Here is a 25722-nt window from a genome sequence, read left to right as displayed (position 1 = left end):
CGATCCGGGAGTCGAGCCAACGAGGCACGCCGGGACCGACCGGGTCGATTAGCCCAGCGCGCGGGGATGTGCTGTGGCGTAAACCTCGCGGAGCGTGTTGACCGTGACCAGCGTGTACACCTGGGTGGTGGTCACCGAAGCGTGCCCGAGGAGTTCCTGCACGACGCGGACGTCTGCGCCGCCTTCGAGAAGGTGCGTGGCGAAGGAGTGGCGCAGCGTGTGCGGGGAGACGCCCGCCGTGATCCCCGCGGATTCCGCGGTGTCCTTGAGAACCTGCCACGCGCTCTGCCGGGAAAGCCTGGAGCCGCGGGCGTTCAGGAACATCGCCGGCGTCCCCCTGCCGTGGGTGGCGAGCGCCGGCCGCGCGCGGACGAGGTACGCGTGCACCGCTTCCAGCGCGGGACGGCCGATCGGCACGATGCGCTGTTTGCCGCCCTTGCCGTCGAGCAGCACGGTGCGTTCGGCGTCGTCGATGTCGTCGACGTCGAGCCCGACGGCCTCGGAGATCCGCGCGCCGGTGGAGTAGAGCAGTTCCAGCAGCGCCCGGTCCCGCAGCGGGCGTTCGCCCTCGGGCGGTGGGGTTTCCAGCAGTTTCAGCACGTCGCCCACCGGCAGCGCCTTGGGCAGCCGTTTGGCCGCGGCGGGCGGGCGGACCTCGCGGGCCGGGTCGTTCTCGGTGATGCCGTCGGCGTGCGCGAACTTGTGCAGCCCCCGCACCGCCACCAGCGCGCGGGCCGCCGACGACGCGGCGAGCGGCCGATGCTCTTCGTCGCCCTCGCGCAGCGCCGCGCCGAACGAAGTGATGTGCGCCGAGGTGACGTCGCCGAAGGACTCGACATCGGCGTCACAGAGGTACGCGGTGTACCGGCGCAGGTCGCGGGAGTAGCTGTCGAGGGTGTTCCTCGCGGTTCCGCGCTCGACCACCAGATGGTCGAGGTATGCGGCGACCACCTGGGCGACTCCGGTACCGCCGGCCCGTGACACACGGACACTCTAGGACGATCGCGACCCGTTCGGGGGATCGCCGCGCGTACGCGTCGCGGGTGTGAAACGGGCTACCTTGGGAGCATGTCCCAGCAACCGGACCCGGACGAAATGCGCGTCGGCACCGCCGAGCGCGAGGAGGCGGCACGGCTGCTCGCCGATCACTACAGCCAGGGAAGGATCACGCCGGACGAGTACGAGGGCCGCGTCCTCGCCGCGTACGAGGCCGTGACGCTCGGCGAACTCCGGCCGCTGTTCCAGGACCTGCCCGCGCCGCACCCGAAGTCGCTGGCGCCGCGGTTCGACCCGCCGCCGTTCGTGCCCGTGTATCAGCAGCCCGCCGCGGTGATGCCGTACTCACCGAAGTCGAAGATCGCCGCCGGGGTGCTGCAGATCGTGCTGCCGTTCGGGATCGGGCGCTTCTACACCGGCCATGTCGGTCTCGCCATCGGCCAGCTGGCGGTCGTGCTGGTCACCTGCGGCGTCGGGGCGGTCTGGCCGATCGTCGACGGGATCGTGCTGCTGGCGAACGGCGGCACCGACGCGCAGGGCCGCCGCCTCCGCGACTAGAGCCTCGTGAGTGGTAAGGACGGTTAGAACCGTCGCGTTTCGCATGCCGTCCTGTGCTGCCGGACGTTGCGAAAGCCACTTTCGCAACCTTCAACGTTGCGAAAGTGGCTTTCGCAACGTCGGCCACGGCCAGGCACGGTACCGCCCTGGCGAGCATGTCGCGAAAGCCACTTTCGCGACGTCTGATGTCCCGAAAGTGGCTTTCGCGACACCCTCGCCTCTCCCGTCCCGAAATGCCCTGAGCGGTCCGTTACTTTGCAAGCAACGGACCGCTCAAGCGCGCGAAGGGCGCCTAGAGACCGCGCGAAGCGAACTTCGTCGGCCTGTCCTCCCAAGGCGCGTCGGCCGGCCGCGACGAAGCAGCGCCCGAAAGCACCGCGTGCGCGGCGAGCACACCACCGACGGTCGACCCGTTCACCAGCTCACCCGCCAGCGCCATCCACACTGCCTCGGCGAGCGGGAACTTCCGCATGACGAGGTCCGCCTCCTCATCGCCGAGGACCTCCCTGTCCACTTCGGACAGCTCGCGCGCGAGGTAGACGCGGACGACCTCGTCGGTGAAGCCGGGCGACGCCGCGACGTCGACCAGGGTCTCCCACCGCTCGGCGCTGAGGCCGACCTCCTCGACCAGCTCGCGTTTGGCCGCCTCGACGGGGTCCTCCCCCGCCTTGTCGATCAGCCCGGCGGGCAGTTCCCACAGCCGCCGCCCGATCGGGTGGCGGTACTGGTGGATCAGCGTCACCATGCCGTCCGAGTCGAGCGCGACGACGGCGACCGCGCCGAGGTGCTCGACGACCTCACGGCGGGCGGTGCCGCCGCCGGGCATCACGACCTCGTCGACCCTCAGCCCCACCACACGTCCGATGTGGACGTCCTTTGTGGACGCGACGGTGAACTCGTGCTTACCGGGCTCGCTCACCGGGCCGCCGTCTGGGCGGTTTCGGGCAGCTCGACCGGCAGCCGCTCGGCGACCTTGCGGTCGACGACGGCCTTCACGAACGCGCTGAACAGCGGGTGCGGGCGGGTCGGGCGGCTCTTGAGCTCCGGGTGCGCCTGGGTGCCGACGAAGAACGGGTGCTTGTCGGCGGGCAGCTCCACGAACTCGACCAGGTGGTCGTCGGGCGAGGTGCCCGAGAACACCAGACCGGCGTCGGAAAGGCGCTTGCGGTAAGCGTTGTTGACCTCGTAGCGGTGACGGTGCCGCTCGGAGACCTCGGTGCTGCCGTACGCCTTCGCGACCTGCGAGCCCGGCTTGAGCTTGGCGACGTAGGCGCCCAGCCGCATCGTGCCGCCCATGTCGCGCTCGCCGGCGACGACGTCGCGCTGGTCGGCCATCGTGGAGATGACCGGGTTCGGGCCGTCCTCGAACTCGGCCGAGTTCGCGTCCTTGATCCCCGCCAGGTTCCGCGCCGCGTCGATCACCATGCACTGCAGGCCGAGACACAGGCCCAGCAGCGGCAGCCCGTGGGTGCGGGCGTAGGCGATGGCGCCGACCTTGCCCTCGATACCGCGGACGCCGAAGCCGCCCGGCACCAGCACACCGTCCACATCGGACAGCGCCGCGGCCGCACCGGCCGGGGTCTCGCAGGAATCCGAGGGGACCCAGGAGATCTGGACCTTGGCGCGGTGGGCGAACCCGCCCGCGCGCAGCGCCTCGGTGACCGACAGGTACGCGTCCGGCAGGTCGATGTACTTGCCGACGAGCGCGACCCGCACCGTCTCCGACGGGTTGTGCACCCGGTCGAGCAGGTCGCCCCACACGGTCCAGTCGACGTCGCGGAACGGCAGCCCGAGACGGCGCACCACGTAGGCGTCGAGCGCCTCACGGTGCAGCACCTTCGGGATGTCGTAGATCGACGGCGCGTCGGGGCAGGCGATGACGGCTTCGGTGTCGACGTCGCACATCAGGCCGATCTTGCGCTTGAGGTCCTCCGGCAGCTCGCGGTCGGCGCGGCAGACGAGCGCGTCGGGCTGGATACCGATGTTGCGCAGCGCGGCGACCGAGTGCTGGGTCGGCTTGGTCTTCAGCTCACCCGACGGGGCGAGGTACGGGACCAGGGAGACGTGGAGGAAGAAGCACTGGTCGCGGCCGACGTCGTGGCGGACCTGACGGCAGGCCTCCAGGAACGGCAGCGACTCGATGTCGCCGACGGTGCCGCCGACCTCGGTGATCACGACGTCCGGGCTGTTCCCGTCCTCGTCGGCGCCCGCCGCGGCGGTGATCCTCGCCTTGATCTCGTCGGTGATGTGCGGGATGACCTGCACGGTGTCGCCGAGGTACTCACCGCGGCGCTCCTTGGCGATGACCTCGGAGTACACCTGCCCGGTGGTGACGTTCGCCTTGCCGTCGAGAGCCCGGTCGAGAAAACGCTCGTAGTGCCCGATGTCCAGATCGGTCTCGGCGCCGTCGTCGGTGACGAACACCTCACCGTGCTGGAACGGGTTCATCGTGCCCGGATCGACGTTGAGGTACGGATCCAGCTTCTGCATCGTGACCCGGAGCCCACGTGCGGTAAGGAGCTGACCCAGGCTGGAAGCCGTGAGTCCCTTACCCAGAGAGGAGGCAACGCCTCCGGTGACAAAGACATACTTGGTAGCCCGCGACTGAAGTCCCACGGGCTTCCACCTTATCGCACGCACGCCGGGGCGCTCACCGGCCACGCCGCAAGCGTCCGATGGAGTGGAAAACCGCTACCCTCGCGACGTGACAGACGCGCACGACACCTGGACCGCACCGGTCGCGGAAGGCCCGCTCGACGCGGACATCCGTGTCCCCGGTTCGAAGTCGATCACCAACCGGGCCTACGTCCTCGCCGCGCTCGCCAGCGCGCCGACGCGGGTGCGGACCCCGCTCGACTCCCGGGACGCGCGCCTGATGCTCGGCGCCATCTACGCCCTCGGCGCCCACTCGCAGGGCAGCATCGGCGGTTACCTCGTGCACCCGCTCGGCCCAGGCCGCGTCCATCCCGACGAGACCGTCCGGGTGGAACTCGGCAACGCGGGCACGGTCGCCTGGTTCACCCCCGCGCTCGCCGCGCTGGGCACGGGCCCGGCGCTGTTCGACGGCGACGAGGCCATCCGCCGCCGTCCGATCGGGCCGCTGCTGAAGGCGCTGCGCGACCTCGGCGCCCGTATCGACGACGACCGCCGCGACGCGCCGCCCTTCACCGTCCACGGCGAAGGCGGCTTGCGGGGCGGCAGGGTCGACCTGGACGCCTCGGCGTCGAGCCAGTTCCTGTCGGCGCTGCTGCTCGCCGGGCCGTCGTTCCAGCAGGGCGTCACCGTGCGCCTCGTGGGCGGCCAGGTGCCGAGCGAGCCGCATATCGCGATGACCGTCGAGATGCTCCGCCGGTTCGGGGCCACTGTGGACCGCGAGGGCGCCGAGTTCCACGTCGCGCCGACACGGCTTTCCTGCCCCGAGTACGTCGTCGAGCCGGATCTTTCGACGGCGGCGCCGTTCGTCGCCGCCGCGATCGCGACCGGCGGCACGGTGCGCGTCGCGGGCTGGCCGCAGCGGACGACGCAGCCCGGGGACTGGCTGCGCAGCCTGGCGCCCGTCCTGGGGGCCACCGCCGAACTCGACGCGGCGGGCCTGACGGTCACCGGCAGCGGCACGATCCCCGGCGTCGAACTGGACCTGCACGACGTCGGCGAGCTGACCCCGGTGATCGCGGCGCTGCTGTGCTTCGCCGAGGGACCGTCGGTGATCTCAGGGGTGGCGCATCTTCGCGGCCACGAGACCGACCGGCTGACCGCGCTCGCCACCGAACTGTCGTCGCTCGGCGGTGACGTCCGAGAGACCGACGACGGGCTGCGCATCACGCCGGCGCCGCTGCACGGCGGGAAGTTCCGCACCTACGACGACCACCGGCTGGTGATGGCGGCCGCGGTGCTCGGCCTGAAGGTCGAAGGGGTCGAGGTGGAGAACCCGGGGACGGTCGGGAAGACCTTCCCCGGATTCGCCGAGGCCTGGACCTCGATGCTCGTCGCCTAGGCGAGCCCGCCGGCGAACGGGGTCTCCCGCCACTGTTCGATCATCGGCTTCAAACCTTCCAGCAGCATCGGCAGCTCCGGCGCCATCGCCAAGCAGGCCACCCCTTGAAGCATGGCCAGCGCGCCCAGTGCCTTCAGTACTCGTTCGTCCGCCTCGCGCAGCCCGAGCTGCTCGGCGGCGGCGTTGTAGGCCGCGACGCCCTCGGCTCCCATGGCCGGGAGATCCAGTTCGATCGGGGCACGGTTGACGAGTTCGAAGTCCGAGCAGAGTTCGCCGTCCGGCGTGGCGATCAGGTTGTACCCGGGGGCGTCACCGTGTACCGGCTGGACCGTCGCGCCGGGGAAGGCCCGGGTGAACGCCGCTTCCGACTCGAACAACGGCCGGAGGACGTCCCATTCACGCCGGGCCCGGTCCAGGTCGGCCGGTTCCAGCAGATCCGGGCGGTCCGCGAGCTGGTCGAGGCCGTCGGGGACGAACGGGATCAGACCGCCCATGAAGGCCAGGTCGCCGTCGTACTCGCGGAGGGCGGCGTGCAACCGGGCGACGATCCCCGCCCCGCGTTCGGGGCTGATCTCGGCTTCCTTGTCGTGCTCGACGAACTGCCAGAACGTCATCGAGAAACCGTCGCGCTGCACCGGTTCCGCGGGTACGAGCGGGCTCGGCGGGACGACCGGGTGGCCGCGGCTCGCGAGCCAGCCGGTGACGGCCAGCTCACGCCGCTGGTCGATCAGCTGCGTCTCGAGCGTGGTCGTGCGCGGCAGCACGGTCGGCACGCGCACTACCACCGGCAGGGGTGACAAGCGCACGATGACCGAGAAGACGTCGTACAGGATTTCCGGCTCGTCGAAGGACAGTCCGAGGTCGCGGCCCGCGGAGACCGCGGCGGCCACCGCCCGCGCGGTGCGGGCGGCCCGTTGTTCGTCGGTGATCATGCCCGCGAGTCTGACATGTCCGGTTCACCCGGCGGAGCGTTCTCCGTCGTCCTCGGGGAACAGCGTCTTCAGCGTGACCTCCCGGTTCACCCGCACGTGTTCGACGGCGTGGGCCCGCGCTCGGTCGGCGTCGCCGGAAGCGATCGCGTCGTAGAGGCGGCGGTGCTCGTCGAGCAGCTCGCCCCAATGTTCGTTCTGGCTGGTCAGCCAGCGCAGCCTGCCTTCGAGCGGGCGGAGGATCTCGTGCAGCAGCCCGTTGCCGGCGAGCGCGACGATCTGGTCGTGGAAGCGGGTGTTGAGCAGGGTGATCCGGGCCGGGTCGCCGCTTTCGGTGGCGCGGGCGGCGTCGGTGAGCAGCCGTTCGAGCGCGCGGAGTTCCGCCTTGCCCGCCCGTTCGGCGGCCAGGCCGGCGGCGAGCCCTTCGAGCGCCTCGCGGACGTCGAACAGCTCCTCGACGTCGGCCTTGGCCAGCTGGCGCACGACGATGCGACGCGGCGACTGGACCGCGAGGAAACCTTCGGCCTCCAAGCTCCGGATGGCCTCGCGCACCGGGACCCGGGAGACGCCGAGGTCTTCGGCGAGCTCGCGTTCGACGAGCCTGTCCCCCGGCTTCAGCCGTCCGGCGAGGATACGTTCACGCAGCTCGTCGCGGACCCGCTGCCGGGTCGCGGCCAGCGGCTGACGCGGTCCTTCCTCGGCCACCTGAGCCCCCTTCACCACCGCTGTAACAGCTTGTAACACCGAGTTTATCGGCAGAAACCTTGACGACGGCCCACCGCGGGGTGATATTTGGGATGCCAAATTTTGGGATACCAAATCGACCGGACGTCCCCGTCGATCGGAGGCCCCGCATGACCGCCGCCCCAGCAACCCGGTCCGAAGCGCCTACTACCGAGAACGCCGATCCCCGGCTCTGGAACGAAGACCTCGCCCCGGCGAAGGAACGCCGCTGGAAGGTCTACGACATCTTCGCGCTGTGGATGTCGGACGTGCACAACCTCGGCAACTACACCTTCGCGGCGGGCCTGTTCGTCCTCGGGCTCTCGGCCTGGCAGGTGTTCACCGCGCTGCTGACCGGTTTCGTGCTCATCTACTTCGGCATGAACCTGATGGGCCGGATCGGCCAGAAGACCGGCGTCCCCTTCCCCGTCGTCGCCCGCATCAGCTTCGGCACCTTCGGCGCGAACCTGCCCGCGCTGATCCGCGCGATCATCGCGATCTTCTGGTACGGCATCCAGACCTACCTCGCCTCCGTCGCCATCACGCTGCTCGTGCTCGCGATCGATCCGGGCCTGAAACCGTTGACGGAAGTGGGTTTCCTCGGCCTGCACGCGCTCGGCTGGATCTGTTTCATCGCGCTGTGGCTCGCGCAGGCGCTCGTGCTCACCCGCGGCATGGAGGCCGTGCGCAAGTTCCAGGACTGGTGCGGTCCCGGCATCTGGGTCGTGATGATCGCGCTCGCCGTGTGGATCCTCGCGGCCGCCGACTGGAACATCTCCTTGACCAGCAACCCGAAGGCACTGTCCACAGGGGAGCAAGTACGGCAGTGGTTCGGCGCCGTCGGCCTGATCCTGTCCATCTACGGCACCCTGATGCTCAACTTCTGCGACTTCTCGCGGTTCGCCCCGAACCAGAAAACGGTGCGGCGCGGCAACTTCTGGGGGCTGCCGATCAACTCGACGGCGTTCGCGCTGCTGTCGGTGCTGGTGACCGCGGGCAGCCTCCAGGTGTTCGGCGAAGCCATCACCGACCCCGCCGAACTGCTGGCCCGCATCGACAACACTCCCGTGCTGATCATCGGAGCGCTGACCTTCGCGATCGCCACCATGGGCGTGAACATCGTCGCGAACTTCGTCTCCCCCGCCTACGACCTGGCCAACATCTGGCCCAAACGGATCACCTTCACCATCGGCGGCATGATCAGCGCGGTCGCGGCGCTGTGCGTGCTGCCGTGGAAGCTGTACTCCTCCCCCGCGGTGGTCAACTACTTCCTCGGCGGCCTCGGTGCCTTCCTCGGCCCGCTGTTCGGCATCATGATCGTCGATTACTACCTGGTGAAACGCGGCCGGATCGACGTGGACAAACTGTTCGTCGCCGGGCCCGATTCGCCGTACCACTACAAACGCGGGTTCAACCCGCGCGCGATGATCACCTTCCTGCCCACGGCGGCGTTGTCCGCGATCATCGCCCTGGTGCCGTTCTTCGCCCCGGCCGCGCCGTACTCCTGGTTCATCGGCACCGCGTCCGCCGCGGCCCTCTATTTCGTGGTGACGCGCAAGCAGCGGGTCGCGTGATGCGGATCCTGGTCACCAACTGCAACACCACCGAGGCGATGACGAAGGAGATCGAGGCCGGCGCCCGCGCCGCGGCGAGTCCCGGCACCGAAATCCTGGCCAGAACCCCGCTGTGGGGCCCGGAATCCGCGGAAGGCTGGCTGGACAGCTTCCTCAGCGCCGCGGCCGTCCTCGACCTTCTCAACGGGCTGGACGAGCCGTTCGACGCGCTCGTGATGGCCGGTTTCGGCGAGCACGGACGGGAAGGCGCGCGGGAACTGCTCGACGTCCCGGTCGTCGACATCACCGAGGCCGCCGCGCATCTGGCCTGTCTGCTGGGAAGACGCTACGGCGTCGTGACCACATTGGACCGGACGTGCGGGCTCATCGAAGACAGCCTGCACGCCGCGGGCGTCGCGCAGAGCTGCGTCGGCGTCCTCGGTGCCGGGCTCGGCGTCCTCGAACTGACCGACGAACGCCGGACGGAGTCCGCACTGCTGACCGCCGGACGGCGTGCCCGCGACGCGGGAGCGGAAGTCCTCGTCCTCGGCTGCGCGGGAATGACGGGGCTCGATCGCCAGATCTCGGCGATGCTGGACATCCCGGTGATCGACGGCGTCGCCGCCGCCGTCCGCCTCGCCGAATCCCTTGTCGCCCTCGACCTCAAGACCAGCCGGGCCGGCTCCTATGCCCGCCCACTCCCGAAAACCCGGCTCTGGCCCCGCATTTAGTCCTCTGGACGCGGTCCTTGCACACGCAAGTACCAAATGCGCAAAGGGCTAGTTGCCGTCCGCGGCGATACCAGGGGCAGGTGCCTGGGCGTTGCCCGCGATGCCGTAGCGGCCCGCGCCGCCTTCGAGCTGCTCGCGCAGCGCCAAGATCGTGGTGACCCGGCCCGCCGCGGTCTCCGCGTTGTCCACAGTGGACAGGATCGAGGTCGACGAGGTGTCGGCGCGGACGACGCCGATCGCGCCGGTGCCGTCGGCGGATCCCGCGCCCCCGGCCAGCACGGTGCCCGCGCCGGAGCGGTCCAGCTGCGCGGCGAACCGCGCGATGGTCGAGGCACGGTCACCGGCGCCGTCACCGGTGTACTTCGAACCGGTGAGCACGATCGCGAGCTGCGCGGGCTTCACGTCCCCGCCGGTCTTGAGGAAACCGCCGTCGGTGAGCCCGCCGAGCGCGGCCGCCAGCTCCACCGGCGTGGACTGCGGCTGCGCGTTGTCCTTGTTCAGCAACGCGACCGAGCCGATCAGCGCGCCCGCGAGGGTGCCGGGGTCGCCCGCGGTCGGGAACTGGACACCGGCGGGCTGCAGACGCGACACCACGTCACGCAGCTGATCGGAGCGCATCGGGTCGGAGAACGCCTCGGTCAGCTGGATCTCCCCGGTGACGGCGGCACCGGACTGACCGACGAGCTGCTTGAGCGCGTCCCGGTCCGCCGGCTTCGCGTCCTCTGTGGTCACCAGCACCACCGAGCGCTTGTCCAGCTGCCCGGCGACGACCTTCGGCCCCATCGCGCCGGCGAACGCGTCCGCGTCACCGAGCCTGGCGTTGAGCGTGTTGCGCTGCGCTTCCAGATCCGCGACCTGGGTACCCAGATCCTCCTTCTGGCCGGCGAGGCCGGAAAGCAGGGCACCGTTCAGCGCCGTGGACCCGAGCACCACCCCGATGGCGAGCGCCAGGAAGCAGGCGGCGATGGAAACGATGTGGTACCGCAGTGAAATCACGTGAAGAGTCCCTTGCCCCAGACGATGAACGAGTTCCAGGTGTCGCGGATCCAGTCGAGGTAGACCGAACCCACGTCGGACACCAGCAGCGCGGCCCCGACGGCCACCAGGGTCGCGACGACCAGCAGGACGATCGCGCCGATGGACACCCGGCTGCGGTGCAGGGTCGCGACCGCCTTGCCGTCGACCAGTTTCGTGCCGAGCTTGAGCCTGGTGAGGAACGTCGACGGGTTCGAACCCGACCGGCCGTGGTCGAGGAACTCCCGCAGGGTCGCCTGGAAACCGACGGTGACCACCAGGCTCGCCTCGTGCGCGTCGGCCAGCAGCAGCGCCAGATCCTCGGCGTTGCCCGTCGCGGGGAAGGTGACCGCGCCGATCCCGAGGTCCTGGATGCGCTCGACACCCGGCGCGTGCCCGTCCGGCTGCGCCGGCACCACGACCTCGCCGCCGCTGCGCAGCGTCTCCGCGCCGATCCCGTGCGGGTCGCCGACGATGACGTCCGGCTGATATCCCTGCGCGCGCAGGGTGTCCGCCCCGGCGTCGACACCGATCAGCACCGGCCGGTGCTCGCCGATGTACTTCTTCAGCTTCTTGAGGTCTTCGGCGTGCCCGTTGCCGCCCGCGACCACGAGGGCGTGCCGGTCCTTGAGCGGAACGCGGATCTCCGGGACACCGACACCGTCGAGGATGAGGCTGCGTTCCCGGCGGAGGAATTCGATCGTGTTCGCGGAGAACGCCTCGAGCTGGGTGGACATCCCGGCCTTGGCCTCGATCATCTGGTCCGCGACGCTTTCCCGCGTCTGCTGGACACCCGAGCCGAGCTGCCGCTCTCCGATGTAGACGACGCCTTCGTGCAGGCGGAGTTTCGTGCCGTCCTTCACCTTGCGCAGCAGTTCGCCGCCGACCGAATCGACCAGCGGGATCCCGGCTTCGAGCAGGATCTCCGGGCCCAGGTTGGGGAAACGGCCGGAGATCGACGGCGAGGCGTTCACCACCGCCGCGACTTCGGCCTCCACCAAGGCATCGGCGGTCGACCGGTCGAGGTCGAGCTGGTCGAGGACGACGATGTCGCCAGGGCTCAGCCGGCGGAGCAGCTCGCGCGTACGCCGGTCGACCCTGGCGACGCCGGTGATCCCGGGGAGGGTCTCTTGGTTACGCGAGAGCAAGCCGGTGAGCTTCATGCGACCGATAGTGACAAATCCGCGCGGCCTTCCGTGTCCGCCACGCCGATGGAAACACGCCGATTAACCCACACCGGTTCGGCCGCGGCCTCCCGCCACGAACGGTGCGAAAGCCACTTTCGCAACCTTCAGCGTTGCGAAAGTGGCTTTCGCAACCTTACCGAGTGCCTCGACCCGGCCAGAGCGGCAGAAGTGGTGAAGGCCTCCTTCACCACCCTGAAGGTAGGAAAGGAGGCCTTCACGGACTCACGCAGGCGGAGCTTACTTCGCCTTCTTTCGCTTTCCGCCGCGACGGGCCTTGGGCTTGTCCGGCGCGCTCTTGTCGGCCTCGGCCACGGCGAGCAATTCCTCCGCGTGCGCCCGGCCGGTCTCAGTGCTTTCCATTCCGGCGAGCATGCGGGCGAGCTCGACGACCCGCTCCGACTGTTCGAGCACGCGCACCCCACTGCGGGTCACTCCGCCGCTGGTGCCCTTGTCCACCACCAGATGCTGATCGGCGAACGCGGCCACCTGCGGCAGATGCGTGACCACCAGGACCTGGTGACTGCGCGCCAGCCGCGCGAGCCGCCTGCCGATCTCGACCGCCGCCCGGCCGCCGACCCCGGCGTCGACCTCGTCGAACACCAGTGTCTGCACGGTGTCCGCGTGCGCGAGGACGACCTCGATCGCCAGCATCACGCGGGAAAGCTCACCGCCGGAAGCGGCCTTGTGCACCGGAAGCGGCGGCGCGCCGTTGTGCGCCTTCAGCAGCAGCTCCACTTCGTCGACGCCGTCGGGCCCGGCGTGCACGAGCCTGCCGCCGACCTTCACCGCGTGCGCGTCGCTCTCGTCCACTGCGCGCCGCTCGACGGTGATCTCGATCTCGGCCTGCCCCATGGCGAGCCCGGCCATCTCGGCGGTGATCGCCTCGGCGAGCTCGGCGGCGGCCTCGACCCGCGCTTCCGACAGCGTGAGCGCGTGTTCCGCCAGCGTGACGGCGAGTTCGTCGCGGCGCTTGGCCAGCTCGGCCAGCGCCTCCTCGGAGGTGTCCATCGTGGACATCCGGCGACGGGCGTCGTCGGCCCAGGCGAGTACGCCGTCGACGTCCGCCGCGTATTTGCGCGTGAGCCGCTTCAGGTCCGCCTGGCGCGCGAGCACCTTCTCCAGCAACGCCGGGTCGGCGTCGAGGGTTTCGAGGTAGCTGCCCAGCTCGGTGCCCACTTCGGACAGCAGCACCGATGCCTCGTCCAGCCGGGGCCCGAGTTCGCGCAGCACGGCGTCTTCGGAACCGTTCAGATGGCGCGTCGCCTCGCCGATCAGCCCCAGCGCGCCGGGCGCGTCCGGATCCCCGTCCGCCGAACCGGCGACGGCGGCGTGCGCCGCGCTGGCCGCCGCCCGCAGTTCGTCGACCGCGGCGAGCCGTTTGATCTGCTCGGTGAGCTCGGTGTCCTCGCCGGGTTCCGGCGCGACGGCGTCGATCTCGGCGAGGCCGTGGCGCAACAGGTCGGCCTGCTGCGCCATCTCGCGGGAGCGGGTGGAGCGTTCGGTCAGCTCGGCTACGACGGCGAGCCACTCGTCCCGGACCGCGCGGTAGCGCTCGAGCGGTTCGGTGACGGCCTCGCCGGCGAACCGGTCGATCACCGCGCGCTGCTCGGCGGGCCGCAACAGGCGCAGCTGATCGTTCTGCCCGTGGACGGCGATCAGCTGCTCGGACAGATCGGCCAGCACCCCGACCGGCACCGAACGGCCGCCGAGGTGGGCACGGGACCGGCCGTCGACCGAGACCGCGCGCAGCGCGATGACGCTGCCGTCCTCGTCGACCTCCGCCCCCGCGTCGGTGACGATCCGGGTGGCGCCCTCGGCACCGCCCAGCTCGAAACGGCCTTCCACGAAGGCCTTCAGCATTCCGGTCCGCACCTTGGACACTTCGGCTCGGCCGCCGGAGAGCAGGTGCAACCCGCTGACGACCATGGTCTTGCCCGCACCCGTCTCACCGGTGACGACGGTGAAGCCCGCGTGCAGTTCCAGCAGGGCGTCCTCGATGACTCCGAGGCCCTGGATGCGCATCTCGGCCAGCACGACGCCCACCGTAGCGGCCCACCCCGACCATTCCCGCACCCGGCACGTCATGAAAGGGGCCTTGACGACGAAAGTTGTCCTCAACGGCCCTTTCACGACATCCGTCAGCGGGCGTGTCGCTCCCGCCAGCCCTTGATCGGCAACGAGAACTTGTGCACCAGCCGGTCGGTGAACGGGCCTTCCCACAACCGGACCAGGCGCACCGGCACCCGGCCGCAGGTGACCCGCACGGCCGCACCGGCGGGAAGATCGAAGGTCCGCGATCCGTCGCAGGTCAGGACGGCGGGCGAACCGTCCGGATCGATGGCGACGGTGATCTCCGAGTCCCGCGAGACGACCAGCGGCCGGGAGAACATCGCGTGCGCGTTGCTCGGGACCACCAGCAGGGCTTGGACGTCCGGCCAGATGATCGGCCCGCCCGCGGAGAACGCGTACGCCGTCGAACCGGTCGGAGTGGCACACAGGACGCCGTCGCAGCCGAAGGACGACACGGGCCTTCCGTCGACCTCGATGAGCGCGTCCAGCACGCGCTCACGCGAGCTCTTCTCGACGCTGGCCTCGTTGAGCGCCCACGTGTTGACGGTCTCCTCACCGTCGACGGTCACGACGACGTCGACGGTCATCCGCTCTTCGACCTGGTAGTCGCCGTCGACGGCGCGCTGGACGGTGTCGGCGAGCTTGTCCGAATCGGCCTCCGCCAGGAAGCCGACCCGGCCGAGGTTCACACCGAGGACCGGAACGCCGTTCGGCCTTGCCAGTTCCGCGGCCCGCAGCAACGTGCCGTCGCCGCCGAGCACGAACACCAACTCGGTGCCGGCGGCCGGGTCCTGCTCCGGCGCCATGACCGTGCAGGGGGCGCCGATCCCGCCGTCGGCTTCCAGCATCTCCCGGACGTCCTCGTCGAGTACCCGAAGCCGCACACCCGCCTTGGCGAAACGGGCTGAAACCTCGCGTGCCGCGTCCCGGGTCGCGTCCCGGTCCGGGTGCACGACGAGCAGCACCTCGCGATCGCTCATTGGGGTCCCTCCAGGACTGCGGTCCGGACGAGCCGCTCGGCGTCGGTGCCGTCGGTCTCCCCCGCCCCGCGGGTAAGCCATACGAAGTATTCGACGTTCCCCGACGGCCCGGGAAGCGGGCTCGCCACGACACCGCGCAGGCTCAGGTCCAGCTTCTCGGCCTCGGCGAGCACACCGAGCACCGATTCGGCGCGCAGTTCGGGGTCGCGGACGACACCGCCGCTGCCGAGCCGGTCCTTGCCGACCTCGAACTGTGGTTTCACCATCGGCACCAGATCGGCACCGTCCCGCGCGCAGGCGGCCAGCGCGGGCAGCACGAGTTTGAGCGAAATGAACGAGAGGTCCCCGACCACGAGGTCGACCTGCCCGCCGAGGTCTTCCGGGGTCAGGTTGCGGACGTTCGTCTTGTCCAGGACGACCACGCGGTCGTCGGTGCGCAGGCGCCAGTCCAGCAGACCGCGGCCGACGTCGGCGGCGATCACCGTGGCGGCGCCGTTGCGCAGCAGGACGTCGGTGAAGCCACCGGTCGAAGCGCCCGCGTCGAGACAGCGTTTTCCCTCGGTGGAAAGACCTTGCGGAGTGAAGGCTTCGAGCGCGCCGAGCAGCTTGTGCGCGCCGCGGGACGCCCAGCCGGGATCGTCGCCGTCGCGCACCACGATCGGCGCGCCGGACTCGACCCCGGTCGCGGGTTTGGTGGCCACCATGCCGCGCACGGTGACCTTGCCTTCGGCGATCAGCGCCGACGCCTGCTCCCGGGAACGGGCGAGTCCCCGCCGGACGAGCTCCGCGTCCAGGCGGGCGCGTTTGGGCACGCGGTCAGACCTTGTCGATGGTGGACAGCGCCACCGTCAGCTCGGTGTGCACGGCCTCGAACCGGTCGACGTGCTCCGAGAGCGGAAGCGCGGTGAGGTCGTCGAGACCCGCCACCGCTTCGTCGATCCCGGCCCGGGGATCCGTGTCCTGCTGCGCGAACTGTTCGGCCTGGACCGCCGGAGGCCCGGGCACCGGCGGCGGGCCCGGCACCGGCGGTCGCGGCACGGGGTGGAAGTGGTCTTGCACCCCACCAAGTTAGCAGCGCTGGTCAGCCGAGGCGCAGCTCGGCGAGCGCGGCGCGGGCGGTGTCGCCCACACCACGGACCTCGGTGATCCCCGACTCCCAGGCCGCCGCGCACAACGCGCGCAACAGGTCGAGGGAGTCGCCTTCACCATCGGCTTCGAGGGCGTCACCCTGTGCGGTGACGCGCCAGCCGTCCTTGGGCCCGATTTCGAGAAGATCCGCCCGGCTGCTCAGCCCGGACAGGTCCTGCGCGAGGTAGCGCGGACGCTCCTCGGGCCTCGCCGCGATCAGGGACGCCGCGTCGGCGACGCCGGTCAGGACGCAGAGCGCGTCGATCCCGGCCGCGACCGCGCCCTCGATGTCGGTGTCCAGCCGATCGCCCACGACGAGGGCCCGCTCCGCGCCCGCGTCGCGCGCCGCCGTCGTGAACAGCCCCGGCGCCGGCTTGCCAGCCACCAACGGTTCGACGCCGGTGGCGTGGCGCAACGCGGCCACCATCGACCCGTTGCCCGGCAGCAGACCACGTTCGCTGGGCAGCGTCGCGTCGACGTTCGTCGCCACCCAGAGCGCGCCCGCGCGGATGGCGAGACACGCCTCCGCGAGGGCCGCCCAGGTGTTCTGCGGCGAGTGCCCTTGCACCACCGCGGCCACGTCCGGACCGGCTTCCCGGACCGTCCGCAGGCCGACGGACTCGACCTCGGCGGCCAGCGAATCCGTGCCCACGACGAGGACCACCGCGCCCTGAGGCAGCCGCTCACCCAGCAGGGCGGCGGCGGCCTGAGAGCTCGTGTGGACCTCTTCGGGGGTGGCGGGCAGTCCGAGTGCCTCCAGGTGCGCGGAGACCTCCGCGGGAGCCTTGGAGGCGTTGTTGGTCACCCACCGGACGGCCGTGCCGTGGTCCCGAAGCGCCCGAAGTGCTTCCGGTGCGCCCGGGACCACTTCGGTGCCGTGGTAGACCGTGCCGTCGAGGTCGAACAGGACCGCGTCGTACCCGGCCGACAGGGCGTCAGCCATTGGTGAGCTCCGCGGCGCGCTCGGCGGCGTCGGTCTCGTCCTCCTCGTCGGCCTCTGCCGCGTTCAGGAACCAGCGGATCGCCTCGTCCTTGCGGTCGGCGGCGGCGAGGTTGTCCGCGTAGGCGTAGAACAGCCGGGCGCTCCACGGGTCACGCTTCTCCGCCTTGAGGTCGTCACCCTGGAGGGAGACGACGGCGGCGTCCAACTGGCCGAGGTCACGCCGGGCGCCGGCCGCGACGATCGCAAGCTCGACCTGGGTCGCCTTGGACAGACGCTCCTTGTCGACCTCCTTCGCGAGGTCGAGCGCCCGCTCCGGGCGGCCGATGGCGCGCTCGGCGTCGGCGATGATGGCGATGTGGTCGTCGGTCCGGGTCATCCGGCGGACGGCGCGCAGCTCGGACAGCGCCTCGGACCAGTTGCCCGCGTGGTAGGCGACCAGGCCGAGCGCCTCACGGACGATCGGGACCCGCGACGCCTTGGCCTTCGCGTACTTGGCGTGCTCCATGGCGGCTTCTGGGTCCTCGTCGACGAGGCCACCGGCCGCGACCAGGTGCTTGCCGACGGTTTCCGCCAGTGCCTTGGGCAGGGTGCGGAGCTCCCGGCGGACCTCCTCGTCGAGATCGGAGAACTCGATGCCTTCGGGCAGCTCCGGAGCCTCGAGCAGCTCACGCGCCAAGGTCTCGTCGTCGACCGGCCTGTCGTCCACGCGAGGCGAGGAACGGAAGTCCTTGCGGCCCTCGGAACGGTCGCGCTGGGGACGGTCGTCGCGCTTGCGGTCGAACCCGCCGCGCTTGTCGTCGTAGCGCTTCTCGGGCCGGTCGGACGAGCGACGGTCGGGACGGTCGCCGGACGGCCGGTACGAACCGCGCTTGTCGTCGCCACGATTGTCGCGGTCGCCGAAGCTCTTGCGCTCGTAGCCACCGCCGCTGGGACGACGGTCGCCGCCGGAACGGGAGCCACCGCGGTCGTCGCGATAGGACGGACGCCGGTCGTCGCCGCCGCCCCGGTTGTCACGGCTGTCGCGGTCACCGGAGGACTTGCCCTGGGGGCGTCCCTCGTAACGGTTGCCGGACGGGCGGTCGTCGGAACGGCCGCGGTTGTCCGAGCCATAGCCGGAACGGGCCGGGCGGCTGTCGGAGCGCTTTTCGTACCGGCCCTCGGAACGGTTGTCCGAACGGCTGTCCGAACGATTGTCGGAGCGGTTGTCGTAACGACGCTCGGGACGGCTGTCGGACGAGCGGTAGCCGCCACGGTTCTCGGACCGGTAGCCGCCACGATTGTCACTGCCGCGGTTGTCCCGGTTGTCACTGCCTCGGTTGTCGCCGCCGCGGTACCCGCCGCGATCGCCGCCACGGCTGTCGCGGTTGTCGGACCGGTAGCCACCGCGGCTGTCGCCGCCCCGGTTGTCCGAGCGGTAACCGCCCCGGCTGTCTCCACCACGGTTGTCGCGGTTGTCGCCGCCGCGGTATCCACCGCGATCGCCGCCACGGCTGTCCGAGCGGCTGTCCGAGCGGTAACCGCCGCGGTCGCCACCCTTGTAGTCGCGGCTGTCGCGCCGGTCATCGGAGCGGAAGCCGCCACGACGGTCGTTGTCGCAGCCGCCGGACCGGTCGTCGTTGTTGTAGCGCGGGCGGTTGTCGTCACGCCCCTGGCCTGCGAACCGGCTGCCACCGGGGCGCTGGTCACGAGGACCGTCGCCGCTGCGGGAGGGCTTGCCGGGGTAACCGCCGGAACCGCGGGCACCGCGGTCGTCCCTGCGCGGACGGCCCTGGTAGCCGCCATCGCGGCCGCCCCGGTCCTGCCTACCGCCGGCGGAACCGCGCCGGTCACCTCGCTGCGCGTCAGACCGGCCTCCGCGGGGACTGTCGTCCCGGCGACCCGACCGGCCGGACGCGCCATCATCTGAGTCACGTCGACCGAACTCGGACACCTGGCCTCCTGCCACTATTGAAAAGTTTCGACACTGGGGCCCACCCGTCAGGTGGGCCAACGGACCATTCTAGTCGGTCCATGGACATAAAAAGAGACAGGGCCCTGACCGGGGAGAACCTGTTGGGGTTCTCGACCCTGGTCAGGACCCTGTCCTGAAGTTAGTCCGGCGGTGTCCTACTCTCCCACAACCCTTCGGTTGCAGTACCATCGGCGCTGTCAGGCTTAGCTTCCGGGTTCGGAATGGGACCGGGCGTTTCCCTGACGCTATAACCACCGAAACACTACGAAACAACACTCCCACCGATCTTGCTGGTGGTTGTGTGGTGTTTCAGAGCTGTAGAGTGGATGCGTAACATCTTTGTGGGCAAGTCCTCGGCCTATTAGTACCAGTCAACTCGACAACACATTACTGTGCTTCCATTTCTGGCCTATCAACCCAATGGTCTGTTGGGGGCCTTAACCCACAAAGGGGTGGGATACCTCATCTTGGAACAGGCTTCCCGCTTAGATGCCTTCAGCGGTTATCCCTTCCGAACGTGGCCAACCAGCCATGCCACTGGCGTGACAACTGGCATACCAGAGGTTCGTCCGTCCCGGTCCTCTCGTACTAGGGACAGCCTTCCTCAAGTATCCTACGCGCGCGGCGGATAGGGACCGAACTGTCTCACGACGTTCTAAACCCAGCTCGCGTGCCGCTTTAATGGGCGAACAGCCCAACCCTTGGGACCTACTCCGGCCCCAGGATGCGACGAGCCGACATCGAGGTGCCAAACCATGCCGTCGATATGGACTCTTGGGCAAGATCAGCCTGTTATCCCCGGGGTACCTTTTATCCGTTGAGCGACACCCCTTCCACCAGGTGGTGCCGGATCACTAGTCCCGACTTTCGTCCCTGCTCGACATGTCTGTCTCACAGTCAAGCTCCCTTGTGCACTTGCACTCAACACCTGATTGCCAACCAGGCTGAGGGAACCTTTGGGCGCCTCCGTTACTCTTTAGGAGGCAACCGCCCCAGTTAAACTACCCATCAGGCACTGTCCCTGAACCAGATCATGGTCCGAGGTTCAGATTCCCAATCCGACCAGAGTGGTATTTCAACAACGACTCCACCAACACTAGCGTGCCGGCTTCACAGTCTCCCACCTATCCTACACAAGCCGAACCGAAAACCAATACCAAACTATAGTAAAGGTCCCGGGGTCTTTCCGTCCTGCCGCGCGTAACGAGCATCTTTACTCGTAGTGCAATTTCGCCGGGCCTGTGGTTGAGACAGCCGGAAAGTCGTTACGCCATTCGTGCAGGTCGGAACTTACCCGACAAGGAATTTCGCTACCTTAGGATGGTTATAGTTACCACCGCCGTTTACTGGCGCTTAAATTCTCAGCTTCACCCCGAAGGGTTAACCGGTCCTCTTAACGTTCCAGCACCGGGCAGGCGTCAGTCCATATACATCGTCTTGCGACTTCGCATGGACCTGTGTTTTTAGTAAACAGTCGCTTTCCGCTGGTCTCTGCGGCCACCCACCCCTAGTCCGCAAGGGACTTCAGAGTGTTTGGCCCCCCTTCTCCCGAAGTTACGGGGGCATTTTGCCGAGTTCCTTAACCACAGTTCACCCGATCGCCTTAGTATTCTCTACCTGACCACCTGTGTTGGTTTGGGGTACGGGCCGTGCACGCACTCGCTAGAGGCTTTTCTCGGCAGCATAGGATCACTCTACTTCGCCTCAATCGGCTACGCATCACGTCTCAACCTTGATGAGCGGCGGATTTGCCTACCACTCGGTCTACACGCTTACACCAGTACTACCACTCACTGGCGGAGCTACCTTCCTGCGTCACCCCATCACTCGACTACTACGGAATCAGATCCCACGCTCCACAACCACCCTCCACCCCGAAGGGTCTTGGATGGCGCTTCGGGTGGTTAGTATCAACCGCCTCATCCTGGGCGCACGTGCTCGGGTACGGGAATATCAACCCGTTATCCATCGACTACGCCTGTCGGCCTCGCCTTAGGTCCCGACTTACCCTGGGCGGATTAGCCTGGCCCAGGAACCCTTGGTCATCCGGCGGCAGAGTTTCTCACTCTGCATTCGCTACTCATGCCTGCATTCTCACTCCCACACCCTCCACGACTGGCTTCCGCCGCCGCTTCCCTGGATGCAGGACGCTCCCCTACCCATCAACACGACTAGACGTCCCCGCAAGGAGAACGCCGATCTATATGTGTCAATGACACAGCTTCGGCGGTGTGCTTAAGCCCCGCTACATTGTCGGCGCAGGACCACTTGACCAGTGAGCTATTACGCACTCTTTCAAGGGTGGCTGCTTCTAAGCCAACCTCCTGGTTGTCTGGGCAATCCCACATCCTTTCCCACTGAGCACACACTTAGGGGCCTTAGCTGGTGTTCTGGGCTGTTTCCCTCTCGACGACGAAGCTTATCCCCCGCCGTCTCACTGCCACACTCTCACACCACGGTATTCGGAGTTTGGTTGATTTCGGTAACCCGGTAAGGCCCCTAGACCATCCAGTAGCTCTACCCCCGTGGAGAAACATGTGACGCTGCACCTAAATGCATTTCGGGGAGAACCAGCTATCACGGAGTTTGATTGGCCTTTCACCCCTACCCACAGCTCATCCCCTCAGTTTTCAACCTAAGTGGGTTCGGCCCTCCACGTCGTCTTACCGACGCTTCAGCCTGGCCATGGGTAGATCACTCCGCTTCGGGTCTAGACCACGCGACTCAATCGCCCTATTCAGACTCGCTTTCGCTACGGCTACCCCACACGGGTTAACCTCGCCACGCAGCACTAACTCGCAGGCTCATTCTTCAAAAGGCACGCCATCACCTCAACATCACAAGGATGTGCTCGGGCTCTGACGGCTTGTAGGCACACGGTTTCAGGTACTCTTTCACTCCCCTCCCGGGGTACTTTTCATCTTTCCCTCACGGTACTAGTCCGCTATCGGTCTTCAGGAAGTATTTAGGCTTACCGGGTGGTCCCGGCAGATTCACAGCAAATTCCACGAGCTCGCTGCTACTCGGGAACACCACCAAGGTCCACAAACATGTGTTTTCGCGTACGGGACTCTCACCCACTCCGGTCGCCCATCCCAAGGCGTTCCACTAACACACGCGTAAACCCGGAAGACTGTCAGATCTTCCAAGGCGGGTCCCACAACACCACACACACAACGCCTGACAGCTTGACATGTGCATGGTTTAGCCTCTTCCGCTTTCGCTCGCCACTACTCACGGAATCACGGTTGTTTTCTCTTCCTACGGGTACTGAGATGTTTCACTTCCCCGCGTTCCCTCCACACACCCTATATATTCAGATGCGGGTAACACCACATAACTGGTGCTGGGTTTCCCCATTCGGAAATCCTCGGATCACAGCTCGGTTGACAGCTCCCCGAGGCATATCGCAGCCTCCCACGTCCTTCATCGGCTCCTGAAGCCAAGACATCCACCATGTGCCCTTAACAACTTGACCACAAAGATGCTCGCATCCACTCTACAGTTCTCAAACACCACACCAGAAACAAACAACCCTGGAGCTCGTGTAAGCCCCTCGGCGTGTTGCCTCAGGACCCAACAGTGCGCGTAGTGAACACCGAAATCCTCTTGACCCTGCAGCACACGTTCCACGCACCAGAGGTGCAGTACTAGCCCGTGCGGGCATCAAGCGAACCGGCATAAACCAGTAGTTCCACAATTCCTTGAGCAACCAGCACAACACCACATTCGGGCATTGAGTGCCGGCCACCCCACCGCTCTGGTTCCGGGTATCCCGGGAACGATGGATGTGTTGCTCCTTAGAAAGGAGGTGATCCAGCCGCACCTTCCGGTACGGCTACCTTGTTACGACTTCGTCCCAATCGCCAGTCCCACCTTCGACCACTCCCTCTGCAAGCAGTTGGGCCATGGGCTTCGGGTGTTACCGACTTTCATGACGTGACGGGCGGTGTGTACAAGGCCCGGGAACGTATTCACCGCAGCGTTGCTGATCTGCGATTACTAGCGACTCCGACTTCACGCAGTCGAGTTGCAGACTGCGATCCGAACTGAGACCGGCTTTAAGGGATTCGCTCCACCTCGCGGTATCGCAGCCCTCTGTACCAGCCATTGTAGCATGTGTGAAGCCCTGGACATAAGGGGCATGATGACTTGACGTCATCCCCACCTTCCTCCGAGTTGACCCCGGCAGTCTCCCACGAGTCCCCGCCATAACGCGCTGGCAACGTAGGATAAGGGTTGCGCTCGTTGCGGGACTTAACCCAACATCTCACGACACGAGCTGACGACAGCCATGCACCACCTGTACACCAACCACAAGGGAAGCCCTATCTCTAGGGATGTCTGGCGCATGTCAAGCCCAGGTAAGGTTCTTCGCGTTGCATCGAATTAATCCACATGCTCCGCCGCTTGTGCGGGCCCCCGTCAATTCCTTTGAGTTTTAGCCTTGCGGCCGTACTCCCCAGGCGGGGCGCTTAATGCGTTAGCTACGGCACGGACAACGTGGATGTCGCCCACACCTAGCGCCCAACGTTTACAGCGTGGACTACCAGGGTATCTAATCCTGTTCGCTCCCCACGCTTTCGCTCCTCAGCGTCAGTATCGGCCCAGAGACCCGCCTTCGCCACCGGTGTTCCTCCTGATATCTGCGCATTTCACCGCTACACCAGGAATTCCAGTCTCCCCTACCGAACTCAAGTCTGCCCGTATCGCCCGCACGCTCCACGTTAAGCGTGGAGTTTTCACGAACGACGCGACAAACCGCCTACGAGCTCTTTACGCCCAATAATTCCGGACAACGCTCGCACCCTACGTATTACCGCGGCTGCTGGCACGTAGTTAGCCGGTGCTTCTTATCCAGGTACCGTCACTTGCGCTTCGTCCCTGGCGAAAGAGGTTTACAACCCGAAGGCCGTCATCCCTCACGCGGCGTCGCTGCATCAGGCTTGCGCCCATTGTGCAATATTCCCCACTGCTGCCTCCCGTAGGAGTCTGGGCCGTGTCTCAGTCCCAGTGTGGCCGGTCACCCTCTCAGGCCGGCTACCCGTCGTCGCCTTGGTAGGCCATTACCCCACCAACAAGCTGATAGGCCGCGGGCTCATCCTGTACCGCCGGAGCTTTCCACTTCCACGGATGCCCGCAAAAGTCGTATCCGGTATTAGACCCAGTTTCCCAGGCTTATCCCAAAGTACAGGGCAGATTGCCCACGTGTTACTCACCCGTTCGCCACTAATCCCCGGCCGAAACCGGTTCATCGTTCGACTTGCATGTGTTAAGCACGCCGCCAGCGTTCGTCCTGAGCCAGGATCAAACTCTCCAACAATGTCAAATTTGATCGAGGCAAATAAATGCTCTCAAAGGAACCTCAAACGAGGTTCAAATACATAAGCTCTACTGGCTTAGTTCACTAGCACACTGTTGAGTTCTCAAGCAACACACCCCAGATCGCACCACAGTCACGCGGCCTTATCCGAAGCAGTCATTCCTAGCAGTTTTTGGTGAGACACCCACTCAATCGCACTGAGTCTTTCAACTCCGAGGCGAGAGCTTGGTTCGTGTCCCGGTCGGCCGCCCGGTTTCCCTGGCGACTTGGAGAACTTTACACGCCCCGGAAGGGCCCGAAACAGGGGGGTACCTTAACTGCGTTTCCGCAGGTCAGAGCCCCTGTTTCGGGCCTGGGCCGCGATCAGCCCCCGACGCGCACGCCGGCGACGTTGCGCTTGCCCTTGCGGACCACGAGCCAGCGGCCGTGCAGAGCGTCGTCCGCGGACGGCTTCCACTCCTCGTCGGCGATCTTCGTGTTGTTGACGTACGCGCCGCCTTCCTTGACGGTGCGGCGCGCGGCGCCCTTGCTGTCGACTAGGCCGGCGGCGATCAGCAGGTCGACGATCGTCGACTCGCCGTTCGGGTCGACCTTGCCGTTGGGCACCTCGGCCATGGCGGCGTCGAGGGTCGGCGAGTCGAGCTCACGCAGCTCTCCCCTGCCGAACAGCGCCTGGCTCGCGGCGATGACCTGCCGGGTCGCCGCCTCGCCATGCACCAGGGTCGTGAAGTCCTCCGCCAGCTTCCGCTGCGCGGACCGCAGGTGGGGACGCTGTTCGGTGTCCTCGGCCAGCGCCGCGATCTCCTCCTGCCCGAGGAAGGAGAACATCCGCAGGTAGCGGATGACGTCGGAGTCGGCGACGTTCAGGAAGTACTGGAACCACGCGTACGGGGAGGTCATCTCCGGGTCGAGCCAGACGCTGCCGCCGCCGGTGGACTTCCCGAACTTGCGTCCCTCGGTGTCGGTGACCAGCGGCGCGGTCAGCGCGTGCGTGTGCCCGCCGTCGGTCCGGCGGATCAGGTCGACCCCGCCGACGAGGTTGCCCCACTGGTCGGAGCCGCCGATCTGCAGCTTGCAGCCGTACTCGCGGTGCAGGTGCAGGTAGTCCTGCGACTGCAGCAGCAGGTAGCTGAACTCGGTGTACGACATGCCGTCGGCCTCGAGGCGCCGCTTCACCGTCTCCCGGTTCAGCATCATGTTGACCGGGAAGTGCTTGCCGACGTCGCGCAGGAACTCGACCACGGTCTGCTTGCCGGTCCAGTTCAGGTTGTTCTCGATGATCGCGCCGGTCGGCGAGTCGTCGAAGTCGACGAAGCGCTCCAGCTGCCCACGGATCCGGTCCGCCCATTCGGCGACGGTGTCCAGCGTGTTGAGGGTGCGCTCACCGGTGTCGCGCGGGTCGCCGATCATCCCGGTCGCGACACCCGCCAGCACGATCGGCCGGTGACCGGCGCGCTGGAAGCGGGAGAGCATCAGCAGCGGGACCAGGTTGCCGGCGTGCAGGCTGGGCGCGGTCGGGTCGAATCCGCAATAGAGCGTGAGAGGTCCTTGGTCGAGGTCTCGCCGGAGTGCTTCGAGGTCGGTGGATTGCGCGATCAGGCCGCGCCAGGTCAACTCGTCAAGGATGTGCTCGCTCACGCCT

18 protein-coding genes and 3 rRNA genes are annotated in these 25722 nt (G+C 67.4%); 4 read left to right on the top strand and 17 right to left on the bottom strand.

The annotated features are described in order from the left end of the window. Nucleotides 1-48: 48 nt before the first annotated feature. Entirely contained in the window at nucleotides 49-951 is a 903-nt protein-coding gene (gene xerD, locus NQK81_RS41715) for a site-specific tyrosine recombinase XerD (protein WP_126736808.1), read from the bottom strand. A gap of 117 nt (nucleotides 952-1068) precedes the next feature. Here xerD and NQK81_RS41710 point away from each other — a divergent pair, with 117 nt between their 5' ends. Next, nucleotides 1069-1554, top strand: a complete 486-nt coding sequence (locus NQK81_RS41710; protein WP_257485883.1) for a DUF1707 domain-containing protein — start codon at nucleotides 1069-1071, stop codon at nucleotides 1552-1554. Between the two features lie 292 nt (nucleotides 1555-1846). Here the strand turns inward: NQK81_RS41710 and NQK81_RS41705 are convergent, their stop codons facing one another. Next, the gene (locus NQK81_RS41705; protein ID WP_257485882.1) at nucleotides 1847-2473 is read right to left on the bottom strand and encodes an NUDIX domain-containing protein; all 627 of its coding nucleotides are present in this window, start codon (nucleotides 2471-2473) and stop codon (nucleotides 1847-1849) included. Beyond that, a complete protein-coding gene (gene pyrG, locus NQK81_RS41700; protein ID WP_257485881.1) occupies nucleotides 2470-4170 on the bottom strand; it encodes a CTP synthase in 1701 nt (566 codons plus the stop codon). Before pyrG ends, NQK81_RS41705 begins: the two co-directional genes overlap by 4 nt. A gap of 88 nt (nucleotides 4171-4258) precedes the next feature. On the opposite strand from pyrG, the gene aroA reads away from it, so the two are divergent. Beyond that, nucleotides 4259-5548 carry a 3-phosphoshikimate 1-carboxyvinyltransferase gene (gene aroA, locus NQK81_RS41695; RefSeq protein WP_257485880.1) on the top strand — a complete coding sequence of 430 codons (1290 nt, stop codon included), beginning with the start codon at nucleotides 4259-4261 and terminating at the stop codon, nucleotides 5546-5548. Here aroA and NQK81_RS41690 read toward each other — a convergent pair. Continuing rightward, nucleotides 5545-6480 (bottom strand): aminoglycoside phosphotransferase family protein, encoded by a 936-nt coding sequence (locus NQK81_RS41690; protein ID WP_257485879.1) that lies wholly within the window; start codon nucleotides 6478-6480, stop codon nucleotides 5545-5547. The two genes, aroA and NQK81_RS41690, sit on opposite strands and share 4 nt — an antisense overlap. Before the next feature lie 24 nt (nucleotides 6481-6504). After that, nucleotides 6505-7182 carry a GntR family transcriptional regulator gene (locus NQK81_RS41685; protein ID WP_126736748.1) on the bottom strand — a complete coding sequence of 226 codons (678 nt, stop codon included), beginning with the start codon at nucleotides 7180-7182 and terminating at the stop codon, nucleotides 6505-6507. 149 nt (nucleotides 7183-7331) lie between these two features. Here NQK81_RS41685 and NQK81_RS41680 point away from each other — a divergent pair, with 149 nt between their 5' ends. Together NQK81_RS41680 and NQK81_RS41675 are read left to right on the top strand one after the other, a co-directional pair. Continuing rightward, nucleotides 7332-8774, top strand: a complete 1443-nt coding sequence (locus tag NQK81_RS41680) for an NCS1 family nucleobase:cation symporter-1 (RefSeq protein ID WP_257485878.1) — start codon at nucleotides 7332-7334, stop codon at nucleotides 8772-8774. Next, entirely contained in the window at nucleotides 8774-9484 is a 711-nt protein-coding gene (locus NQK81_RS41675) for an aspartate/glutamate racemase family protein (protein WP_257485877.1), read from the top strand. The genes NQK81_RS41680 and NQK81_RS41675 overlap by 1 nt, the downstream gene beginning before the upstream one ends. 48 nt (nucleotides 9485-9532) lie before the next feature. Here the strand turns inward: NQK81_RS41675 and NQK81_RS41670 are convergent, their stop codons facing one another. From NQK81_RS41670 to tyrS, 12 genes are all read right to left on the bottom strand, one after another. Next, nucleotides 9533-10480, bottom strand: a complete 948-nt coding sequence (locus tag NQK81_RS41670) for a copper transporter (protein WP_257485876.1) — start codon at nucleotides 10478-10480, stop codon at nucleotides 9533-9535. Further along, nucleotides 10477-11661: a putative cytokinetic ring protein SteA gene (steA, locus tag NQK81_RS41665; protein WP_257485875.1), complete on the bottom strand. Its 1185-nt coding sequence runs from the start codon at nucleotides 11659-11661 to the stop codon at nucleotides 10477-10479. The genes NQK81_RS41670 and steA overlap by 4 nt, the downstream gene beginning before the upstream one ends. Before the next feature lie 261 nt (nucleotides 11662-11922). Then, nucleotides 11923-13719 carry a DNA repair protein RecN gene (recN, locus tag NQK81_RS41660; protein WP_257485874.1) on the bottom strand — a complete coding sequence of 599 codons (1797 nt, stop codon included), beginning with the start codon at nucleotides 13717-13719 and terminating at the stop codon, nucleotides 11923-11925. Nucleotides 13720-13823: 104 nt separating this feature from the next. After that, nucleotides 13824-14735: an NAD kinase gene (locus NQK81_RS41655; protein WP_072026471.1), complete on the bottom strand. Its 912-nt coding sequence runs from the start codon at nucleotides 14733-14735 to the stop codon at nucleotides 13824-13826. Beyond that, nucleotides 14732-15547 (bottom strand): TlyA family RNA methyltransferase, encoded by an 816-nt coding sequence (locus NQK81_RS41650; RefSeq protein WP_257485873.1) that lies wholly within the window; start codon nucleotides 15545-15547, stop codon nucleotides 14732-14734. Before NQK81_RS41650 ends, NQK81_RS41655 begins: the two co-directional genes overlap by 4 nt. Before the next feature lie 4 nt (nucleotides 15548-15551). Further along, entirely contained in the window at nucleotides 15552-15758 is a 207-nt protein-coding gene (locus tag NQK81_RS41645) for a hypothetical protein (RefSeq protein WP_371878933.1), read from the bottom strand. A gap of 58 nt (nucleotides 15759-15816) precedes the next feature. Beyond that, the gene (locus tag NQK81_RS41640; protein ID WP_257485872.1) at nucleotides 15817-16806 is read right to left on the bottom strand and encodes an HAD-IIA family hydrolase; all 990 of its coding nucleotides are present in this window, start codon (nucleotides 16804-16806) and stop codon (nucleotides 15817-15819) included. Next, the gene (locus NQK81_RS41635; protein ID WP_257485871.1) at nucleotides 16799-18736 is read right to left on the bottom strand and encodes a hypothetical protein; all 1938 of its coding nucleotides are present in this window, start codon (nucleotides 18734-18736) and stop codon (nucleotides 16799-16801) included. The genes NQK81_RS41640 and NQK81_RS41635 overlap by 8 nt, the downstream gene beginning before the upstream one ends. A gap of 163 nt (nucleotides 18737-18899) precedes the next feature. Further along, nucleotides 18900-19016: ribosomal RNA gene (rrf, locus tag NQK81_RS41630) — 5S ribosomal RNA — on the bottom strand. An 82-nt stretch (nucleotides 19017-19098) separates the two neighbouring features. Next, nucleotides 19099-22235, bottom strand: a 23S ribosomal RNA gene (locus NQK81_RS41625). A 326-nt stretch (nucleotides 22236-22561) separates the two neighbouring features. Next, a 16S ribosomal RNA gene (locus NQK81_RS41620) occupies nucleotides 22562-24080 on the bottom strand. The 16S, 23S and 5S rRNA genes sit together here, the layout of an rRNA operon. A 363-nt stretch (nucleotides 24081-24443) precedes the next feature. Continuing rightward, nucleotides 24444-25718 carry a tyrosine--tRNA ligase gene (gene tyrS, locus NQK81_RS41615; RefSeq protein ID WP_126734033.1) on the bottom strand — a complete coding sequence of 425 codons (1275 nt, stop codon included), beginning with the start codon at nucleotides 25716-25718 and terminating at the stop codon, nucleotides 24444-24446. Nucleotides 25719-25722 lie beyond the last annotated feature (4 nt).

The organism is Amycolatopsis roodepoortensis, assembly GCF_024628825.1.
GTDB lineage: Bacteria > Actinomycetota > Actinomycetes > Mycobacteriales > Pseudonocardiaceae > Amycolatopsis > Amycolatopsis roodepoortensis.
The sequence above is the reverse complement of the archived record's forward strand: the minus strand, read 5'-3'. Positions and strand labels throughout refer to the sequence as shown.

Coding starts and splice junctions, on each gene's coding strand:
- NQK81_RS41710 (WP_257485883.1), top strand. CDS start 1,069: ATGTCCCAGCAACCGGACCCGGACGAAATGCGCGTCGGCACCGCCGAG.
- NQK81_RS41690 (WP_257485879.1), bottom strand. CDS start 6,480: ATGATCACCGACGAACAACGGGCCGCCCGCACCGCGCGGGCGGTGGCC.
- NQK81_RS41680 (WP_257485878.1), top strand. CDS start 7,332: ATGACCGCCGCCCCAGCAACCCGGTCCGAAGCGCCTACTACCGAGAAC.
- NQK81_RS41675 (WP_257485877.1), top strand. CDS start 8,774: ATGCGGATCCTGGTCACCAACTGCAACACCACCGAGGCGATGACGAAG.
- steA (WP_257485875.1), bottom strand. CDS start 11,661: ATGAAGCTCACCGGCTTGCTCTCGCGTAACCAAGAGACCCTCCCCGGG.
- NQK81_RS41655 (WP_072026471.1), bottom strand. CDS start 14,735: ATGAGCGATCGCGAGGTGCTGCTCGTCGTGCACCCGGACCGGGACGCG.
- NQK81_RS41640 (WP_257485872.1), bottom strand. CDS start 16,806: ATGGCTGACGCCCTGTCGGCCGGGTACGACGCGGTCCTGTTCGACCTC.